A 17,634-nucleotide genomic window follows, 5' to 3' on the forward strand; every position below is an offset into this window, starting at 1 on the left:
AAATATTATTTCGTATAATACGTGATAAATCGTAGGTACCATGCTATAATATATTGTTAAATGACTTCAATATAGGCAGGCGTGGATATGGAAAAATGGAAACAAAATTTATGGATATGTTGTTGTGCAGGGTTTATAGTGTCTGTGGGAATGAGTCAAATGGCGCCTATGCTGCCGCTATATGTGGCGGAACTGGGAATACATGACATACAGCAAATAGAACGCTGGTCAGGCATCATTTTCGGGTGCAACTTTATTAGCTTGGCTGTTTTTTCTCCTATATGGGGACGATTGTCGGATCGGTATGGGCGTAAGCCGATGGTGTTGCGAGCGAGCCTTTGGCTGGCGGTTATCATGACAGGGATGGGATTTGCACAGAATGTGTATCAATTAGCGGTCTTACGTCTTGCCCAGGGAGCTATGAGCGGTTTTCAAGCGGCCGTTATTCCACTTATCGCCCAAGAATCACCACGGGATCATTCCGGCTGGGCCTTAGGCATGTTTTTTACTTGCCAGGTCAGCGGAACTCTTTTGGGTCCTTTATTGGGCGGCTGGCTTTCGGAACTTATCGGTATCCGCCATACTTTTTTTGTTATAGGTTTTTTCTGTTTTTTGGGATTTTTAGCACTCTTTAAAATTCATGAAACATGTAAGCCGCATGTGCAGGCAGCCGCATTGACGTTAAAAGATACGTTTCATCGATTGCCGCAGCCGCAATTAATTTTCGGACTTTTTATAACCACACTGGTTATGCAGTTTGCTACTATGTCGATCCAACCTATTATTACCGTGTATATCTCACAATTGGTCGCGTCTTCCGATCACTTGGCACTTATAGCCGGAGCTGTTTTTTCTTCTACCGGCTTTGCTAGTATGCTTACGGCGTCCCGCATTGGACGGTTGGCTGATCGGATAGGATCGCAGAAGGTATTGTTTTTTTCTCTTGTGTTAGCAGGTATTTCGTTCGTTCCGCAAGGATTAGTAACAAGTCCGGTGGAACTTGGCATATTGCGCTTTGCTTTGGGAATCGCATTGGCGGGTATGCTGCCGTCTGTCAATAATTTGATTCGGCAGTATACCCCGTCCCTATGTTTGGGGCGCATTTACGGATTTAATCAATCGGCGCAATTTATGGGAATGTTTGCCGGTGCTTTTTTTGGGGGGCATTTGGCGGCGGCAATAGGAATTCAAAATGTATTTTTTGTTACAGCGGGAGTATTGTTAATAAATGCTGTTTGGTGTTGGAAAATGGTATATTCAGTGTCTGAAATGAAAACTTAATTTAAATTGAAAAAAATAATTATAATTTTTAATATATTTTTATTGTATATTATTATTTTTATTATATAGAAGATAATGTGTAAAATAACGGCGTTAGTATCACATAGTTTAATGCGGTATGAAAGGTATAAAAATGAATAATAATGATAAATAGTAATGTGAATGAAATGTTTTTGTAATAATAATGTAATTAATTACTTGTAACTAATTTGATTATATTGTATAATGTGGAATAAACTTTAATATTTTAATGAAAAGAAGGTAAGGTAATAATGGAAGTAAAGGATTTAGTTCAAAAATATCAGGATTATGTTCGCAATTTACGGCGTTATTTTCATCAATATCCTGAACTCAGTTACGAAGAAGTGGAAACAACGAAACGTATTGCTGACGAGCTCGATAAAATGGGGATTCCTTATGCTATTAACCCAGAAAAAAACACAGGACTTGTAGCCGTGATACAAGGAGGGCATGCGGGAAAAGCAGTAGCGCTGCGTGCCGATATAGACGGATTGAATGTAACAGAAATGAATGATGTTCCTTTTAAATCTAAAAATGAAGGGAAAATGCATGCATGTGGTCATGACAGTCACATTGCCATGCTTTTGGGTGCGGCACGCATGCTTTTGGATGTTAAAGATGATATATATGGTAAAGTATATCTTGTTTTTCAACCGGCAGAAGAAATGGGCAGCGGTTCGCAGTATATGATTAATTTTGGAAATTGGTATAATGAAATTGGAGCTATTTTTGGCGGGCACATTTGGATTGATGTACCGGCCGGTAAGATTTCAGTAGAGGCCGGTGATCGTATGGCTGCAGGCGGACAATTTATTGTTAAGGTTCATGGTAGATCCGGGCATGGAGCACAGCCGCAGGAATCTATCGATGCAGTTGTTACGGCGTCGGCAATCGTTATGAATTTGCAGACATTGGTATCCCGCCATTACAGTGCGCTTGATCCGGTCGTGTTGACTATAGGAACATTACATAGCGGGGATCGTTTTAATATTATTTCCGGTGAAGCCGTTATGGAAGGTACAACTCGTTATTTCGGCACGGAGGTAGGAAAGGACCTTAAGGAATCCATGGAACGTATTATTATGGATACCGCCCACGCGTATGGAGCTACGGCGGAATTTAAGTATTGGATTATGGTACCTCCTACTGTGAATGATGAAGAATGTTCAGTTATTGCACAAGGTGCTGTTAAAAAAGTTCTGGGAAAAGATGCATTATTTCATATGCAAAAGACTATGGGCGGCGAAGATTTTTCTCGCTATCAGGAACATAAACCAGGCTGTTTTGCTTTTGTGGGATTTAATAATCCGCTTATTGGGGCAGTCAATTCCCATCACAGTAATAACTTTACCATAGATGATTCGATTTTATCCGGCGGTTCGGGTGTATATGCCCAGAGTGCCATTGATTGGCTGAAAATGCATTGCGATTAATCTGCAATGAGACACAATTTCTTGCGTTTAGTGGGATTTGTTTGATGTTTGTTATATAGGATACTATTTTATAAAGAAGGGGGTTTTGTTATGGCATTACGAATTTTTTTGACAGCAGTGCCGTTTATTTGGATTATTGGAGCATTGCCATGGGTTAATCGGGTACATCCCATGATTTTTGGCGTACCGTTTCTTGCTTTTTGGATCCAGCTGGGTGTCATTATATCTGTGTTTTGTATTCATACGCTTTATATGATAGACAAGAAGAAGCATGCAAAAGCTGATGCAGAAGCGGCCGAACATGCGTTAGACGGTCATAAATCAAGGGAAAATTAAGAGAGGAGGTACTCATTCATGGAGAATAGTAGTGCAATTATTATATTGTTTATTTTTATCGTTGGCATTTCTATACTGGGAGCTATCCCGGGTATGAAACATAAAATGAATTCTGAAAGCTGGGCTGTCGGTGATCGTAATTTTGGCCGTTGGCTGAATTGGTTTATTATGGCGGGTGAAGTGTATACAGCCTTTGCTTTTTTAGGTGCCAGCGGCTGGGCTTATGCGAAGGGAGGACCGTCCTTCTATATTTTGGGATATGGTTCTTTGGCATATATGGTAGGCTATTACATTTTGCCGAAAATTTGTGTATATGGACACAGCCACTTGCTTGTTACACAAGGTGATTTGGTCGAATACTTGTATAACAGTCGTCCTTTGGGTATTTTGGTATCTTGTATTGGTGTAGCGTTCTTATTGCCATATCTTCAGTTGCAGCTTACTGCGCTTGGTCTTATTGTGGAAGTGGCTTCGCTGGGCGGGATTTCTCGTATAACCGCTATGTTGATTGCATTTGTTATGGTTGCTGCATTTGTTTTTTTAAGCGGCTTAAAGGGAGTTGCTTCTACTGCTCTTATTAAGGATATAGCCATGATGCTTGCTATGCTTTTCTTTGGCATTTATCTGCCCTTCCATTATTTCGGCGGTGTAGGAGAAATGTTTGCCAAGATTGAAGCGATTAATCCGACGTATTTGATTTTTCCGGGAAGTACAAACGTGTTGGATGTAGGCTGGGCCATGTCTACGCTTTGTGTTATGGCGGCAGGATTTTATATGTGGCCTCATTTTACGACGAACACGTTCAGCGCTAAAGATCCGGATGTCCCGCGGCACAACGCTGTATGGCTTCCCGTATATCATCTGTTGCTGATATGCCCTATGCTTGTTGGTTTTACTGCGTTGTTAGTATATATAAATAATCCATTGCCCGTAGCTGACATGGCTTTCTTATATTTGGTTAAAGATACCTTCCCTGTTTGGGTTCTTGGAATTGTAGGCGGCGCCGGTGCGCTTGCTTGTATGATTCCGGCGGCGGACTTGCTTTTATCTACCTCGCTTTTGATATCTCGTAATATTTATATTAAAGGGTTCCGCGGCGGAGATGAAAATGTATCCCCGGAACATATGAAACAAGCTGCTCGGTATTTTATTCTTGTTCTGACGGCAATTGCTTTATATTTGTCTATTTTCCATGCTAATCTTTTAGTTAATTTGCTTCTTACCGGTTATTCCGGAGTTACACAGTTTTTTCCGCTTATTGTATTTGGTATGTTCTGGCCTAAATCCAGTAAATTGGGAGCTATCTGCGGTCTTCTTGTCGGTGAATTCCTTGTATTTTACTTGATGTTGAACAAAATGGACCCGTTCCCATTGATGGGTATTCATTTTAATGCTGGTTTTGTAGCTCTTGTTTGTAACTTTATTGTCTTTATTGCAGTCAGCCTTTTGACTAAAGAAGGAAAAACGAGGCTTCAATAATTAAAATAAAAAAGAGGCTGTGAAAAAATGAGAAATCATTTTTTCACAGCCCTTTTTTTATATAAAAATTTATTACATATGAAACAATAAAAATGCTGCCAACTGATTCATTCCCGCTTCTAACGTATCCAAATCAATAGATTCATAAATAGAGTGGGCGCGGCTTCCTTCGCATATACCAAAAGAAATAGCCGGAATTCCCATACTTAAGGGAATATTAGCATCTGTACTGGCAGCATGAAATTTCATCGGTTGATGGTTGTTTTCACGAATAGCGGCAATACGATCATAGATTTCTGATTGTGTGATGCCTTGACTGCAAGGCCGTTCCCCGATAAGTGTTTGTTTGATTTGTATTTTTTCCGTATCCGCTTTTTGTAAAATAGTTGTCAGATGTTTATCAATACGTTCTAATTCATCTTTTGATTCAGAACGCAGATCAACGGTAAACTCTACTTGTTCCGCAATGGAATTTACCGTTGAACCACCACAGATAGTGCCTACATTATATGTAGTTTTCGGTACTGTCGGTACTTGTTGCATATACAACTGGCAGATAATGGAAGAGGCTGCGGCGATAGCATTGCTGTTGCCAAATTTTTCCCAGCTGTGGCCGCCTTCTGCCGTAATGGAAATGGTATAGCGCCGAGAACCTACGGCAAGATTGACAAATTGGTTACAGCTGCCATCAACAGCGATCATTTCGCTGAGATGTTCTTTCCATGTATGGACAAGATAGCGGCTGCCCTTCAAATTTCCCAGTCCTTCTTCGCCAACATTAAAGGCGAAAAGAATACCTGTAGGTAAATTGATTTTTAATGTATGAAGCATACGGATGAGAAATAACAATCCGGCTACACTGGAGCTGTTATCACCGCAAGAAGGAGCATAAAGTGTATGTCCATCAATTTTTGGTTCAATTGTGGTGACATTGTTGAAAACAGTGTCTATATGAGCATTATACAACGGAAATGTATCAGATTTTTCTAAATGATAGGGATATATTACATTGCCAGCTTCATCTATGTAAGCGCCTTCTGCTTCCCAGCTATTCAATTTTTCCAGAATCCACTCTGCCTTTTTTTGTTCTGAACCGGTCGGAGATGGAATGGTACTTATATCAATGATTAATTGTACTAAATCTTTCTTATGGTCGGTAATAAATTTTTGTACGGCAAGCTCTAATGGTTTGTTCATGGTAATCCCCCTCATTATTTTGTCCTTTTTAATGAACCTAAGGATATTATAATGTCTTTATAATAAAAAGCAATAACTATCTGTGTGATGTAATAAAAAGTTTGGCTTTATATTTTTTAAACTGAGAAAAAGAAGAAGCAAAGTATTGTATTAAAAACTATTAATATAACAGATAACGTATAAAGGAAAAGCAATAAAGACGGTTTTCTGGCGAGAACGCATTAGTTTTGTATAAGGGTTGTAACAAAGTTGTAATATTATTTGTTTATACTTAATGTAATAACAGAAAGGAGTGGAATACAATGCATATAGAAAAAAATTTAAAACAAAAAATAATGGCAGGCATGTTAGCAAGTGCTGCCGTAGCTATTGTTATGGCTTTGCCGTATATATCCGTTTCAGCCAATAACTCTGTTGCGGCACCTATGGCAGATACTGATCGAGTCAGTCAAGGACAATATAGAATGGGATTTGATCATTGCGATTCTCTTCATGAACGAATTGCGACAATGGTGACCGAAGAAAAAATTACACAGGATCAGGCAGATAAATTAGAAAATATCATACAAGAACATACCAATCAACTGATAAAAAAACGTGACGTATGGATACAACACCTTCCTGATGAAACGGGAATTTCAGAACAAACAATAAAAGAGATTTTTTCCAGACCTGACTATTACAGCGTATCTCAGCAAATACAAGATCGTATGACGGGATTAGTTCAGGAAGGGCAAATCACACAGGCGGAAGCGGATTCTATGCAGCACTTCTTTATGAATCATAGATCAGGATGGAACCGACAGAACGGAGAACATCCGGATTTGCGGAATATGCTGCAGCAAACGGCTGAAGAAACGGGAATTTCTGCAGAACGTTTGAAAGAGATTTATTTTATGATGATGCCGCAATATGCCAACCATAAAATTATGATGGAGCAGATGGTTAGAGATGGAAAAATGACACAAACTGAAGCAGATTCTATCCAAAATTATTTTAAAACCCACCAGGATGACTTTCGGCAGAGGAAACGGAATGACATAAAACAGATGGCGGCAGATATGTCTCAAAGTACGGGAATATCGCCTGATTGTTTAAAAACTATCATGGAAGCCATGCGTCCGCAAATGCCCTGTAAGACAGTTTCACAGAATTAATACTACTATTGGAAAAACCATACTGAAATATAAAAACCGATCTGCATAAAAGGCAGATCGGTTTTTTTGTGCTGTCCTTTGGGAAAATTAGTCGTTGCTGTCTAGGTAACATATAATGTGTATTTGGAAATACCGAAATATTTAGAAATTTTATTGCCTGTCTTGGTGATAAGTAAAGTGCCCCGGGTATTTAAAAAATTTAATTACTTTAATCTTGTTGTTTTCAGTCATAAAGGGCATTGGTTTTCCGGATTTTTGGACTGATCCTTTAAGTAAGTCATTTACGTAAAAGTGGTATATGGGGCAGACCTTTTTCGGAACAGGGGACAGAAGTAAGTGGATGTAACGCAAGTATAAAGAAAAATTACGAGTATTCCTTACGATAATTAATACTGAAAGTGCATTATTGTAATATTTATATTACTAAAAATGCATAATTGAATATTTTTGAATGTATCATATTTATTTTTAAAAAACGTATGATACAATGAAGAAAATGTCGGATAGTCTACTAAGAGGACAGCGAGTTATAAAAAAATACAACTCGATTGGTGGGGATTATATATGAGAACAGGTGCGGTCATTGTAGCAGCGGGGATGTCATCGCGAATGGGAGATTTTAAACCCTTGATGAGTATGGGAGAAATGTCTATTATTGGCAGAGTGATTGTAAATTTTCAACAAGCCGAAGTTTTTCCTATCGTTGTTGTAACTGGTTTTTATGCTGAATTATTGGAAAAGCATATAACTAAAATGGGCGCTATTTGTGTGCGTAATCCAAATTATGAGCATACCGAAATGTTTGACTCTGTTTTACTAGGCCTTTCCTTTATCCGGAACTTGTGTGACCGTGTTTTTTTTACACCGGCTGATATTCCTTTATTTACATACGATACGGTACGACAATTGCTTGATACGGTATCGGATGTGGTCAAACCTGTATATTTTGATCGGGATGGGCATCCTGTTCTGTTATCCGGTGCACTTGTCGACAAAATTATAAAATACAAGGGAAACGGTGGGTTAAAAACGGCGATAGATCTTTATGCCGAAGATATTAATCTTATTGCCGTGGAGGATGAAGGAATTTTGCTTGATGCAGATACCAAGGAAGAATATCAGGATTTGCTGGAACGTAATAATAAACTTCTTTTTAGGCCGGCAGTGGATGTATCTCTTATGCGTGAAGGCCGTCTTTTTGATAAAAATGCAGCATTGCTGCTTCACATGGTTGCATATTCAGGAACTGTCAAAGTGGCTAGTGAAAAAATCGGCATTTCTTATAGCAAAGCATGGAAGATGTTGGCAGCATTGGAAGAACGGCTCGGATTTCCTCTTTTAAAACGGCAGCATGGAGGAGAAGCCGGCGGAATGAGCATTCTTACAGAAGATGGCAGAAAACTTTTATTTTGTTATGAACAATATGCAAAGGCAGTTAAAAAATATGCGGAAGATATATTTGACGATTATTTTGATTGGGAGCCCTGAATATGAAGACTATCGTGATACTGGGAGCGGGACAAATAGGAAAGACGACGGCAGCACTAATTAACCATACGCTGTTTAGGATACTGGCATTTGGAGATAATGCGGTATCGGGACATATATATAATATTCCTATCTTTTCAGTGGAAAAAGCACTGCAGCTTCGTTCTGATATTGTTGTTATTGCAGTGCGTGATACAGTACGGACAAAGGAGTTAAAACAGCAGATACAAAATCTCGGATTTATCGGGCAAATAGTTTCTTTATCCGATTTTATAGATGTCATGGATATGCGCAGCGCGGTACTTTTTCGTGCAGCAGACCGGATTTGTAATGTGGAAGGTTCCATTGCTGAATTAGGCGTTTATAAAGGAGAGTTTGCGGTTACGTTAAATGAACTTTTTCCAGATAGAAAACTATATTTATTTGATACGTTTTCCGGGTTTGACAGCCGCGATATTAGAACAGAAGCAGAATGCGGCTTTTCGCAAGCCGATATGCATGATTTTTTTGATACAAATGCGGCAGAGGTATGGGAACGGCTTCCTCATAAAGATAACGTAATTATTTTTCAGGGATATTTTCCGTTAACGTGTAAAGACATACAGGACGTATTTGCACTGGTCAGTCTTGATGCAGATTTATATGAACCGACATTGGCAGCTCTTGAGTGGTTTTTGCCGCGTCTGGCGGCAGGTGGAATTTTGATTATTCATGATTGGGATTCAAATCGCTTTAAAGGAATACGAAAAGCAGTTGCTGATTATGAGAAAAATCATGGTCGTTTAGCACTTGTTCCATTAGGTGATTTCCATGGTACTGCTATTGTAGTAAAGGAGTAATTATGGGACAATATGTTTTTTTGATCAGACATGGAAAACCATTATTTCCTGATAACAAAAGTTTTTGTATCGGCAGTCGGACGGATGTCCCTCTTTGTGATGAGGGAATGAAACAAACCCAGGCATGGATTCCTTATTTCGATTTCATTGAAAGTATTTATTGCAGTCCGTTATTGCGCAGTAAAAAAACAGCAGAAATTATTGCATCTGGACGGTTTCCTGTTCAAGAAATGACCGCGTTAAGAGAGATTAATGTAGGATTATGGGAAGGGAAAAGTTTTCAGGAGATTCGACGGCAATACCCTGATTTATATCAAAAAAGAGGTGATAATTGGGCCGTTGTTCCGCTGGGTGCGGAAACATTGGACCAAGCTGCTGATAGAATGCAGCAGGTTGTTTTAAAAATTTTGGCGAAGACGGCACACAATGCTGTTGTGGTGACACATGAGGGAAGCATTCGAGCTTTGATGTACCGTCTTATGAGACTCAATCCTAGAATTGATGTCATGTTCCGTCAACCCTATGGTAGTGTGACAGTCCTTAATTATACGGATAATGAACTTATTGTTACAGCCGTTGGCAAGTTGCCTGATGATAGTCCTTCAATAAAAGAAATTCATGAGTTATGGGATGACTATGGGACTCCGGTAAACGTACGAGAGCACTGTCTTGCTGTATGGGATGAATGCTGGCGTATTAGTAATTATTTGCTTGATAGAAAGGTGTTTGTTTCTCAAAAGGCACTGCATGCTGCCGCGCTTCTTCATGATTTGTGCCGTTCTTCAGGACGTGTACATCCACAAATGGCAGCAACTATTTTACGAGAACGAGGATACATGAAAGTTGCCAAATCCATAGAACAGCATCATTGCATACCAGAAATAAAGAGAGAGATTAATGAAGCGAGCATTCTTTATTTAGCCGATAAAAGAGTATGCGGTAATAAAAAAGTCACATTGGAAGAACGGTTTGCTTCAAGCTGGAGCAAGTGTCTTACGGCGGAAGCAAAAATAAATCATCAGAAACAATATAATGCGGCGATCCGCATTCAAAGAATGATAGAACAAGAGGAGGGAAAACCATGAAACAAATCAATACAAAAGAAGCAGTGGGACAAGTTCTTTGTCATGATATTACACAAATTATCCGAGGTGTTACCAAAGCCCCGGTTTTTCGTAAAGGGCATATCATACAAAAAGAAGATATTCCCATTTTGCTTTCTGTCGGCAAAGATCATGTGTATATTTGGGAAAACAATGAAAATATGTTGCATGAAAATGAAGCGGCCATGATTTTACGGGATATTTGTATGGGAGATAACATACGGTCGGGAGAACCTAAGGAAGGAAAAATTGAACTTATTGCAATGTGTGATGGGGTATTTACTGTTGAAAAAGATCAAGTCAGGGCAATTAACTCTTTGGGAGAAATGATGATTGCTGCACGGCATGGTGGCTTTGCCGTGCAAAAGGGAGATATATTGGCAGGGACGCGTGTTATTCCTTTAGTTATTGAAAAGAAAAAAATGGAAATGGCTAAACAGGTTGGCGGAATGAAACCGCTGTTTAATGTTATTCCTTTTAAACAAAAAAAATTTGGAGTTGTTACGACGGGAAATGAAATTTTTCATGGCCGGATCGAAGATACGTTTACGCCAGTTATTCAAGAAAAATTGATGGAATTTGGATCGGTAATGAAAATGCACATTATTGTTGATGATGATCACAACAAGATTACCAGTGCAATTCAGAAAATGCTTGCCGATGGAATGGATATGGTATTTTGCACGGGAGGAATGAGTGTGGACCCTGATGATCAGACTCCTCTGGCAATTAGAAACAGTGGAATTCATATTGTTGCTTATGGAGCTCCGGTACTTCCGGGTGCTATGTTTCTTTTGGCTTATAGTGATGACGGACGGCCTGTAGTGGGACTGCCCGGTTGTGTCATGTATGCTAAACGAACTATTTTTGATTTAGTACTGCCGGCGTTGCTGGTTGATGTTCCTATTACGGCAGCACAGATTTCGGCTCTTGGTGAAGGAGGGCTTTGTTTAAATTGTGCAATTTGTACTTTTCCTAATTGCGGATTTGGAAAATAGGAGGCGTTATGATGGAATTTACACATTTTGATGCCAAAGGAAATGCAGTTATGGTCGATGTAAGCAATAAAAAAAGCACTTCCCGCATTGCGGTTGCTGTAGGTCGGATACGCATGGATAACGTATGTTTTGCAGCTGTTTGTGAGGGAACTGTAAAAAAAGGAGATGTGTTGAGTATCGCTCAAATAGGTGGCATTATGGGTGTTAAACGGACCAGTGAGCTGATTCCTCTTTGCCATGTATTGAATCTTACAACGTGCAGTGTTACATTTTCCCTTTGTCCGGAAACGAGTGAGATTGAAGCACGGTGTACAGTAAAGTGTGAGGGCGTGACCGGAGTGGAAATGGAAGCTCTCATGGGTGTCTCTGTTGCTTTACTTACTATATATGATATGTGTAAGGCCGTATATAAGCGTATGGAAATCAGCGGAATTCATTTAGTTGAAAAAATTGGTGGTAAAAGCGGTCATTTTCTGTATACGGAAAAGGACGTGATACAATGAAGGATTCATGGGGACGGGTAATTAACTATTTGCGCATTTCTGTTACGGATCGATGCAATATGAGATGTCGTTATTGTATGCCGATTACTGTGCCGCATATTTGTCATGAGGAAATTTTGACATATGAAGAATTTCTTAGAATTTGCCGTGTTGCTGTATCTTTGGGAATCGATCGGTTTAAAATAACAGGAGGAGAACCGTTGGTGCGTAAAGGGATTGTACCATTTATTGCTGCGTTAAAAGCTATACCCGGTGTTAACAATGTTACGCTGACTACTAATGGCATATATTTAAAACAAGTATTGCCGGATTTGGAGGCAGCGGGTATAGATGGAGTGAATATTAGTTTGGATACTATGGAGGAAGGACAGTTTCGAAGTATTACAGGAGTAAATGGATTGCATCAGGTGAGGGACGCGATTGCAGCATGTGCTGCCTCACGTATTCATACAAAAATTAATACCGTTCTTATGGAAGAAAATAAAGATCAAGTGGCGGCATTAGCCGAAATTGCCGCATACTATCCGGTGGATGTTCGATTTATTGAGATAATGCCTATTGGTGTTGGACGTAATTATGCGGGCCCATCTGAAAATGATATGCTTCAATGTCTAACGCGTCAGTACCCTGATTTGCATTTTGTAAATGAAAAACGCGGTAACGGGCCCGCCGTGTATTTTAAAAGTCGGTTACTGAAAGGCCGCATCGGTTTTATTGCAGCTAACACACATCGTTTTTGCATAGATTGCAATCGCATGCGTCTAACAAGTACCGGTCAGTTAAAACCCTGTTTGTGTTATGATACGGCAGTCGAGCTAAAACCCCTGCTGCGGGCGGGAACAGATTTTTTTGATTTGGAACAAATGTTGGTTCATATGTTTACTATGGCAGTCAGTATAAAGCCGAAGGAACATTGCTTTACAGAAAAAAATAAAATTACAGAATATAGAACAATGAACCGAATAGGAGGATAACATGGGAAAAATAGCAGCGATTTGTATTAGTACGGTGCGAGGTGTTCAAAAAGTACCTGTTAATGAAGCGGAACTGATTCAGGAATGGGGAATCAAGAAGGATGCACATGCCGGACATTGGCATAGGCAAATTAGCTTATTATCCATAGAAAAAATACAGGCTTTCCGTCAAAAAGGGGGGCATGTTGAGTTTGGATCTTTCGGAGAAAATCTAGTTGTACAGGGATTTGATTTATCGAAGCTTCCCGTCGGAACATTGTTTCAATGCGGGAATAATATATTGCTGGAAATAACTCAGATTGGCAAAGAGTGTCATGCGCACTGTGCCATATATAAGTCTGTAGGTGACTGCATTATGCCGCGTGAGGGCATTTTTGCCCGTGTTTTAAAGGGCGGTATGGTTCATATCGGAGATCGTTTAGAGATAGTAAAACGAACAGTCAAAAGACCATATCAAGTTGCGGTTATAACTCTTTCCGATAAAGGAAGCCGCGGTGAACGAGAGGATGTGAGTGGACCACTTATATCGGAACGGTTAAAACGAGCAGGATATGAAGTGGTAGAGCAAATTTTAATTGCTGATGATGCCGCTGCATTGAAACAACAATTATGTCGGTTAGCGGATCAACGGCAATTAGATTTAGTGGCAACAACGGGTGGAACCGGCTTTGCATCGCGTGATATTACTCCTGAAACTACATTGGCAGTTGCTACAAAGAATGTTCCGGGAATTGCAGAGGCAATGCGGTCCTATTCCTTGCATATTACACCACGGGCAATGTTGTCACGAGCAGTGAGTGTCATTCGTCATAAAACGTTGATTATTAACTTTCCGGGCAGTCCTGCGGCTTGTGAAGAATGTCTGGATTGTATCCTTGATACATTGCCACACGGGTTAGCTGTTTTGCGCGGAGAGATTGCCGAGTGTGGACGACGTTGATAAAAAATGATCTAAAATTAGAAGAGGTGAATATCATGCAATTTAAAAAATATATTGGGTTGAGTATACTTGCTTGTTTGCTGTTTAATGTCATGGGATGCGGCATCTCTAACAATAAAGACGCAAAGACCGCTGCAGATGCGGGTAAAAAAACTCATCTGACAGTATTTGCTGCCGCCAGTATGACGGAAACAATGAATACCATTGCTGAAAATTACCAAAAATCTCATCCTAATATTGAAATTATTTATAACTTTGACTCATCAGGAACATTAAAAACACAAATTCAAAATGGGGCAGTTTGTGATTTGTTTATTTCTGCGGCACCTAAACAAATGAATGAATTGGATGTTTCTAAAGGGGAAGCAGAAAATCCACAAAGATTGGATTATGTTTTGCAGGGAACGCGGTTAAATTTATTGGAAAATAAAGTGGCCCTTGTTGCACCGGAGGATAATCCTAAACATATTAAAGATTTTGAAGATATGGCTGAAAAATTAAAAAATGGATCTATTCGTCTCGTCATGGGCAACAGTGATGTTCCTGTGGGGCAATATACTCAGAAAATTTTAGATTTTTATAAACTCGATGAAACTGCATTGGCAGAGGCCGGACATATTTCCTATGGTTCTAATGTTAAAGAAGTAACTACACAAGTTAAGGAAGGTAGTGCGGACTGTGGGATTATTTATAGTACGGATGCATTTAGTGCCGGACTAACACCTCTCGGCCTTGCTGCGAAATCTATGTGCGGTCAGGTTATTTATCCGGCTGCTGTCATGAAGAACAGCAACAATCAGGAAGCAGCAAAAGAGTTTCTAAAATATTTGCAAAGTGAAGAAGCTATGAAGGTTTTTGAAGGTGTTGGTTTTAGTAAAATCAGCTGAAAAAGTGTAAAATGAAATAAGAGGAAGACTTTTCGCAAGAAAAAAAGTTTTTCGCTCATTTTGTATAAGGACTTGATAACTATGGATTGGTATCCACTATGGAATAGCTTGCGGATTGCAGCAATTTCTTGTGTCATCGTATTTTTCAGTGGTATAGGTATGGCATACTATGTAGCTAAACTACCGAGAGTATGGAAAGGAGTTCTGGATGTTGTATTAACGTTGCCTCTGGTTTTACCGCCTACCGTATGCGGCTGGCTGTTATTACTTGTTTTTGGCTTGAAACATCCTGTTGGAATTTTCTTACAAAGTATAGGAGTGCAGTTTGTCATGACCTGGTATGGAGGAATTATTGCCTCCGCGGTTGTTGCATTTCCGCTGATGTATCGTACGGCACGCGGAGCTTTTGAAAGTTTTGATGAAACGCTTGCTTGGAGTGGAAGAACATTAGGATTATCTGGTACATATATATTCTGGCATATACGGATGCCTTATTGTAAACAAGGAATCATCGCTGGGACTGTATTGTCTTTTGCCAGAGCACTTGGTGAATATGGAGCGACCAGCATGCTTATTGGCTATATTCCAAAAAATACCGCAACTATTTCGACAACAGTTTATCAATTATGGAGAACCAATGATGAATATAGCGCTTTTGTGTGGGTGTTAGTCAATATTGCTATTAGTGCCGTAGTATTATTGACCGTTAATATGTTGGAAAAACACGGACAAGGAAGGCGGGTCTGTTCATGAGCATGACCATAGAAATCCATAAACAACTAGGAGCATTCAGACTTGATGTGGAATTTCAATTAGAATATGGTATTTTAGGACTCTTAGGCGCATCGGGAAGCGGAAAGAGCAAAACATTGCAATGCATTACGGGAATTGAGCGGCCTGATGAGGGGAAAATCATTATAAACGGACGTACGGTATTTGACAGTAGAAAAAACATTAATTTAAAAACACAGGAACGCCATGTAGGATACCTTTTTCAAAATTATGCGTTATTTCCTAATATGACTGTTGCGGAGAATATTTCTTGTGGGGTGCATACGGTATCTGATAAAAGGGAACGGACGAATCGTATTGGAGATATTATAGACCGCATGCAGTTGTCAGGACTGGAAAAACGCAAACCGGCACAGCTTTCCGGAGGACAGCAGCAGCGAGTGGCCCTGGCACGTATTCTCATCAATAAACCTGAAATTTTGCTTTTGGATGAACCGTTCAGCGCACTTGACAGTTATCTTAAAGAACAGCTTATGACCGAATTGCATACGCTTTTGGCAGAATTTCAAAAAGATGTTATTGTTGTTACGCATAGTCGGGATGAAGCATATCAATTATGTGATCATATTGCTGTTTTGGATGCAGGACATTTGGATGTTTTTGGAGAAACAAAGAAAATTTTTCAGGATCCGGCAACGCGTGTGGGTGCAGAACTTACAGGGTGCAAAAATATAGTTAAAGCAAATAAACTAGGAACAACACAAATATACGTGCCGGATTGGAATCTTATACTTGACACGGGACGTTATGTGGAAGAAGGGGTGCAGGCCATCGGCATACGTGCCCATTGTTTTTGCGGAGAAATCAGTGAAAATGCTTTTGATATTACTGTAGTCGAGCAAATCGAACAGCCCTTTGAGTGGATTGTAAAATTCCAGTATCTAGGACAAAATAAAGAGACGAATTTGATATGGTGGCGTTTCGCTAAAACGGATAAGCCGAAAACAATACCTGAAAAATTGGGGATTAAGGGGGAAAATATCCTTTTGTTATATGCGTAGGAGGCGTAATAAATGAAAGACATTATATATGAAATTGCTGATGCGTTATGGAATGATTTGCAAAAGGAAAAAAACAGTATTCTTGTCACGTTGACTTCAGATAAAGGAAGCGCACCGCGCAGTAAAGGAGCTTGCATGGTTGTCGATGATGCGGGGTTGGCGGCAGGAACTATTGGCGGCGGAAACATGGAATTTTTAGCTTTACAAGAAGCCGAGGAGGTGTTAAAGCAAAAAAAAGGAAAGGTATCTATTTTTAATTTAAGTGGTGCCTGCGGCGGGAATGTGGAGGTTTTATTCACGTTTGTAGCTCCGACAGAACGAAATAAACAGGCTGTACATACTATGTGGCGTGCAATAAAAGATCATAAAGCAGGCTGGTTGGTATTGCCTTTTACGGCAGAAAGAATAGGTTTTGTCTGTACAGAGGGAATAGCTGGGATAGATATTCCTGTAGAAAAAATGGAAATTACGTCAGTTAAGGGATGTGATACCATTGACACATCAGAGGGAACCTATTACGTTATGATGATTTATAATCATATTCGTGTTTTTATTTTCGGCGGCGGACATGTGGCACAAAAATTAGTTCCCATGTTGCGATTTATAGGGTTTCGCTGTATTGTGACAGATGATAGACCGGAATTTGCTGCACCTGAACTTTTTCCGGATGCGGAAGCTTGTTATGTAAGAGACTATAATGAATTAGAGAAATTTTATGATATACAGCCGGAAGATTATATTATTTCTGTTACACGGGGGCATGAAGGCGATTTTGAAGTAGAAAGGTTTGCATTGCGGACCCCGGCTAGTTATATTGGTGTTATTGGAAGTCGGACAAAACATGCAATGGTGGCGGAAAAGCTGAAAAAAATACACTTTACGGATACCGACTTGGCAAGAGTCACAGCTCCTATCGGACTTGATATTGGCAGTGAAACACCAGCGGAAATCGCGGTCAGTATTGCAGGACAATTAATTGAAAAAAGAGCGGGAAGGACAATGCATACGATGGGAGGATATTAATTATTTCTATAGACTTCAGAAATAATATATGTGTAAAACGGGGGATAGGATGAAATTATTTCATCCTATCCCCCGTTTTACACATATAGAGTTACTATGTTTGCTTTAGCGAAGCTTATTTTTGGCTTAAATTAAGGGAACGGATCTTTTTGCGCAGAGGCAGTATAGCAGGAGGTGATACA

Annotated in this window: 17 protein-coding genes; 16 read left to right on the forward strand and 1 reads right to left on the reverse strand. The window is 39.7% G+C overall.

Going from position 1 to position 17,634, the window contains the following annotated elements:
- Window positions 1-87: 87 nt before the first annotated feature.
- The 4 genes from NXG62_RS11650 to NXG62_RS11665 all read left to right on the forward strand — a co-directional run bounded on the left by NXG62_RS11650 (window position 88) and on the right by NXG62_RS11665 (window position 4,550).
- Window positions 88-1,281 (forward strand): MFS transporter, encoded by a 1,194-nt coding sequence (locus tag NXG62_RS11650; protein ID WP_427112592.1) that lies wholly within the window; start codon window positions 88-90, stop codon window positions 1,279-1,281.
- Window positions 1,282-1,553: 272 nt separating this feature from the next.
- Window positions 1,554-2,735, forward strand: a complete 1,182-nt coding sequence (locus tag NXG62_RS11655) for an amidohydrolase (protein ID WP_427112594.1) — start codon at window positions 1,554-1,556, stop codon at window positions 2,733-2,735.
- 90 nt (window positions 2,736-2,825) lie between these two features.
- Entirely contained in the window at window positions 2,826-3,071 is a 246-nt protein-coding gene (locus NXG62_RS11660) for a DUF3311 domain-containing protein (protein WP_427112596.1), read from the forward strand.
- 18 nt (window positions 3,072-3,089) lie between these two features.
- Window positions 3,090-4,550: a sodium:solute symporter family protein gene (locus NXG62_RS11665; protein WP_427112597.1), complete on the forward strand. Its 1,461-nt coding sequence runs from the start codon at window positions 3,090-3,092 to the stop codon at window positions 4,548-4,550.
- 72 nt (window positions 4,551-4,622) lie between these two features.
- On the opposite strand, the gene NXG62_RS11670 is transcribed toward NXG62_RS11665, so the two are convergent.
- Window positions 4,623-5,747, reverse strand: a complete 1,125-nt coding sequence (locus NXG62_RS11670) for a M20/M25/M40 family metallo-hydrolase (protein WP_427112598.1) — start codon at window positions 5,745-5,747, stop codon at window positions 4,623-4,625.
- Window positions 5,748-6,049: 302 nt separating this feature from the next.
- Between NXG62_RS11670 and NXG62_RS11675 the strand changes: the two genes are divergently transcribed.
- From NXG62_RS11675 to NXG62_RS11730, 12 genes are all read left to right on the forward strand, one after another.
- A complete protein-coding gene (locus tag NXG62_RS11675) occupies window positions 6,050-6,904 on the forward strand; it encodes a hypothetical protein (RefSeq protein WP_427112599.1) in 855 nt (284 codons plus the stop codon).
- A gap of 564 nt (window positions 6,905-7,468) precedes the next feature.
- Complete coding sequence (locus NXG62_RS11680) at window positions 7,469-8,392, forward strand: NTP transferase domain-containing protein (protein WP_427112600.1); 924 nt, start codon at window positions 7,469-7,471, stop codon at window positions 8,390-8,392.
- Between the two features lie 2 nt (window positions 8,393-8,394).
- Entirely contained in the window at window positions 8,395-9,231 is an 837-nt protein-coding gene (locus tag NXG62_RS11685; protein WP_427112601.1) for a TylF/MycF/NovP-related O-methyltransferase, read from the forward strand.
- Between the two features lie 2 nt (window positions 9,232-9,233).
- On the forward strand, window positions 9,234-10,316 hold the full coding sequence (locus NXG62_RS11690; RefSeq protein WP_427112602.1) for a histidine phosphatase family protein: 1,083 nt from the start codon (window positions 9,234-9,236) through the stop codon (window positions 10,314-10,316).
- Window positions 10,313-11,332 carry a molybdopterin-binding protein gene (locus NXG62_RS11695; RefSeq protein ID WP_427112603.1) on the forward strand — a complete coding sequence of 340 codons (1,020 nt, stop codon included), beginning with the start codon at window positions 10,313-10,315 and terminating at the stop codon, window positions 11,330-11,332. The genes NXG62_RS11690 and NXG62_RS11695 overlap by 4 nt, the downstream gene beginning before the upstream one ends.
- A gap of 11 nt (window positions 11,333-11,343) precedes the next feature.
- Window positions 11,344-11,835, forward strand: a complete 492-nt coding sequence (gene moaC, locus NXG62_RS11700) for a cyclic pyranopterin monophosphate synthase MoaC (protein WP_427114281.1) — start codon at window positions 11,344-11,346, stop codon at window positions 11,833-11,835.
- Complete coding sequence (moaA, locus tag NXG62_RS11705; RefSeq protein WP_427112604.1) at window positions 11,832-12,809, forward strand: GTP 3',8-cyclase MoaA; 978 nt, start codon at window positions 11,832-11,834, stop codon at window positions 12,807-12,809. The genes moaC and moaA overlap by 4 nt, the downstream gene beginning before the upstream one ends.
- 1 nt (window position 12,810) lies before the next feature.
- Complete coding sequence (locus tag NXG62_RS11710) at window positions 12,811-13,749, forward strand: molybdenum cofactor synthesis domain-containing protein (RefSeq protein WP_427112605.1); 939 nt, start codon at window positions 12,811-12,813, stop codon at window positions 13,747-13,749.
- Window positions 13,750-13,784: 35 nt separating this feature from the next.
- Window positions 13,785-14,636 (forward strand): molybdate ABC transporter substrate-binding protein, encoded by an 852-nt coding sequence (gene modA / locus NXG62_RS11715; RefSeq protein ID WP_427112606.1) that lies wholly within the window; start codon window positions 13,785-13,787, stop codon window positions 14,634-14,636.
- An 81-nt stretch (window positions 14,637-14,717) separates the two neighbouring features.
- Window positions 14,718-15,389, forward strand: coding sequence for a molybdate ABC transporter permease subunit (gene modB / locus NXG62_RS11720; protein ID WP_427112607.1), 672 nt, complete (start codon window positions 14,718-14,720; stop codon window positions 15,387-15,389).
- Window positions 15,386-16,429 carry a sulfate/molybdate ABC transporter ATP-binding protein gene (locus NXG62_RS11725; protein ID WP_427112608.1) on the forward strand — a complete coding sequence of 348 codons (1,044 nt, stop codon included), beginning with the start codon at window positions 15,386-15,388 and terminating at the stop codon, window positions 16,427-16,429. The genes modB and NXG62_RS11725 overlap by 4 nt, the downstream gene beginning before the upstream one ends.
- Window positions 16,430-16,441: 12 nt before the next feature.
- The gene (locus NXG62_RS11730) at window positions 16,442-17,452 is read left to right on the forward strand and encodes an XdhC family protein (RefSeq protein ID WP_427112609.1); all 1,011 of its coding nucleotides are present in this window, start codon (window positions 16,442-16,444) and stop codon (window positions 17,450-17,452) included.
- Window positions 17,453-17,634 lie beyond the last annotated feature (182 nt).

This window comes from Megasphaera sueciensis (assembly GCF_050219315.1).
Classification (GTDB): domain Bacteria; phylum Bacillota; class Negativicutes; order Veillonellales; family Megasphaeraceae; genus Megasphaera_A; species Megasphaera_A sueciensis.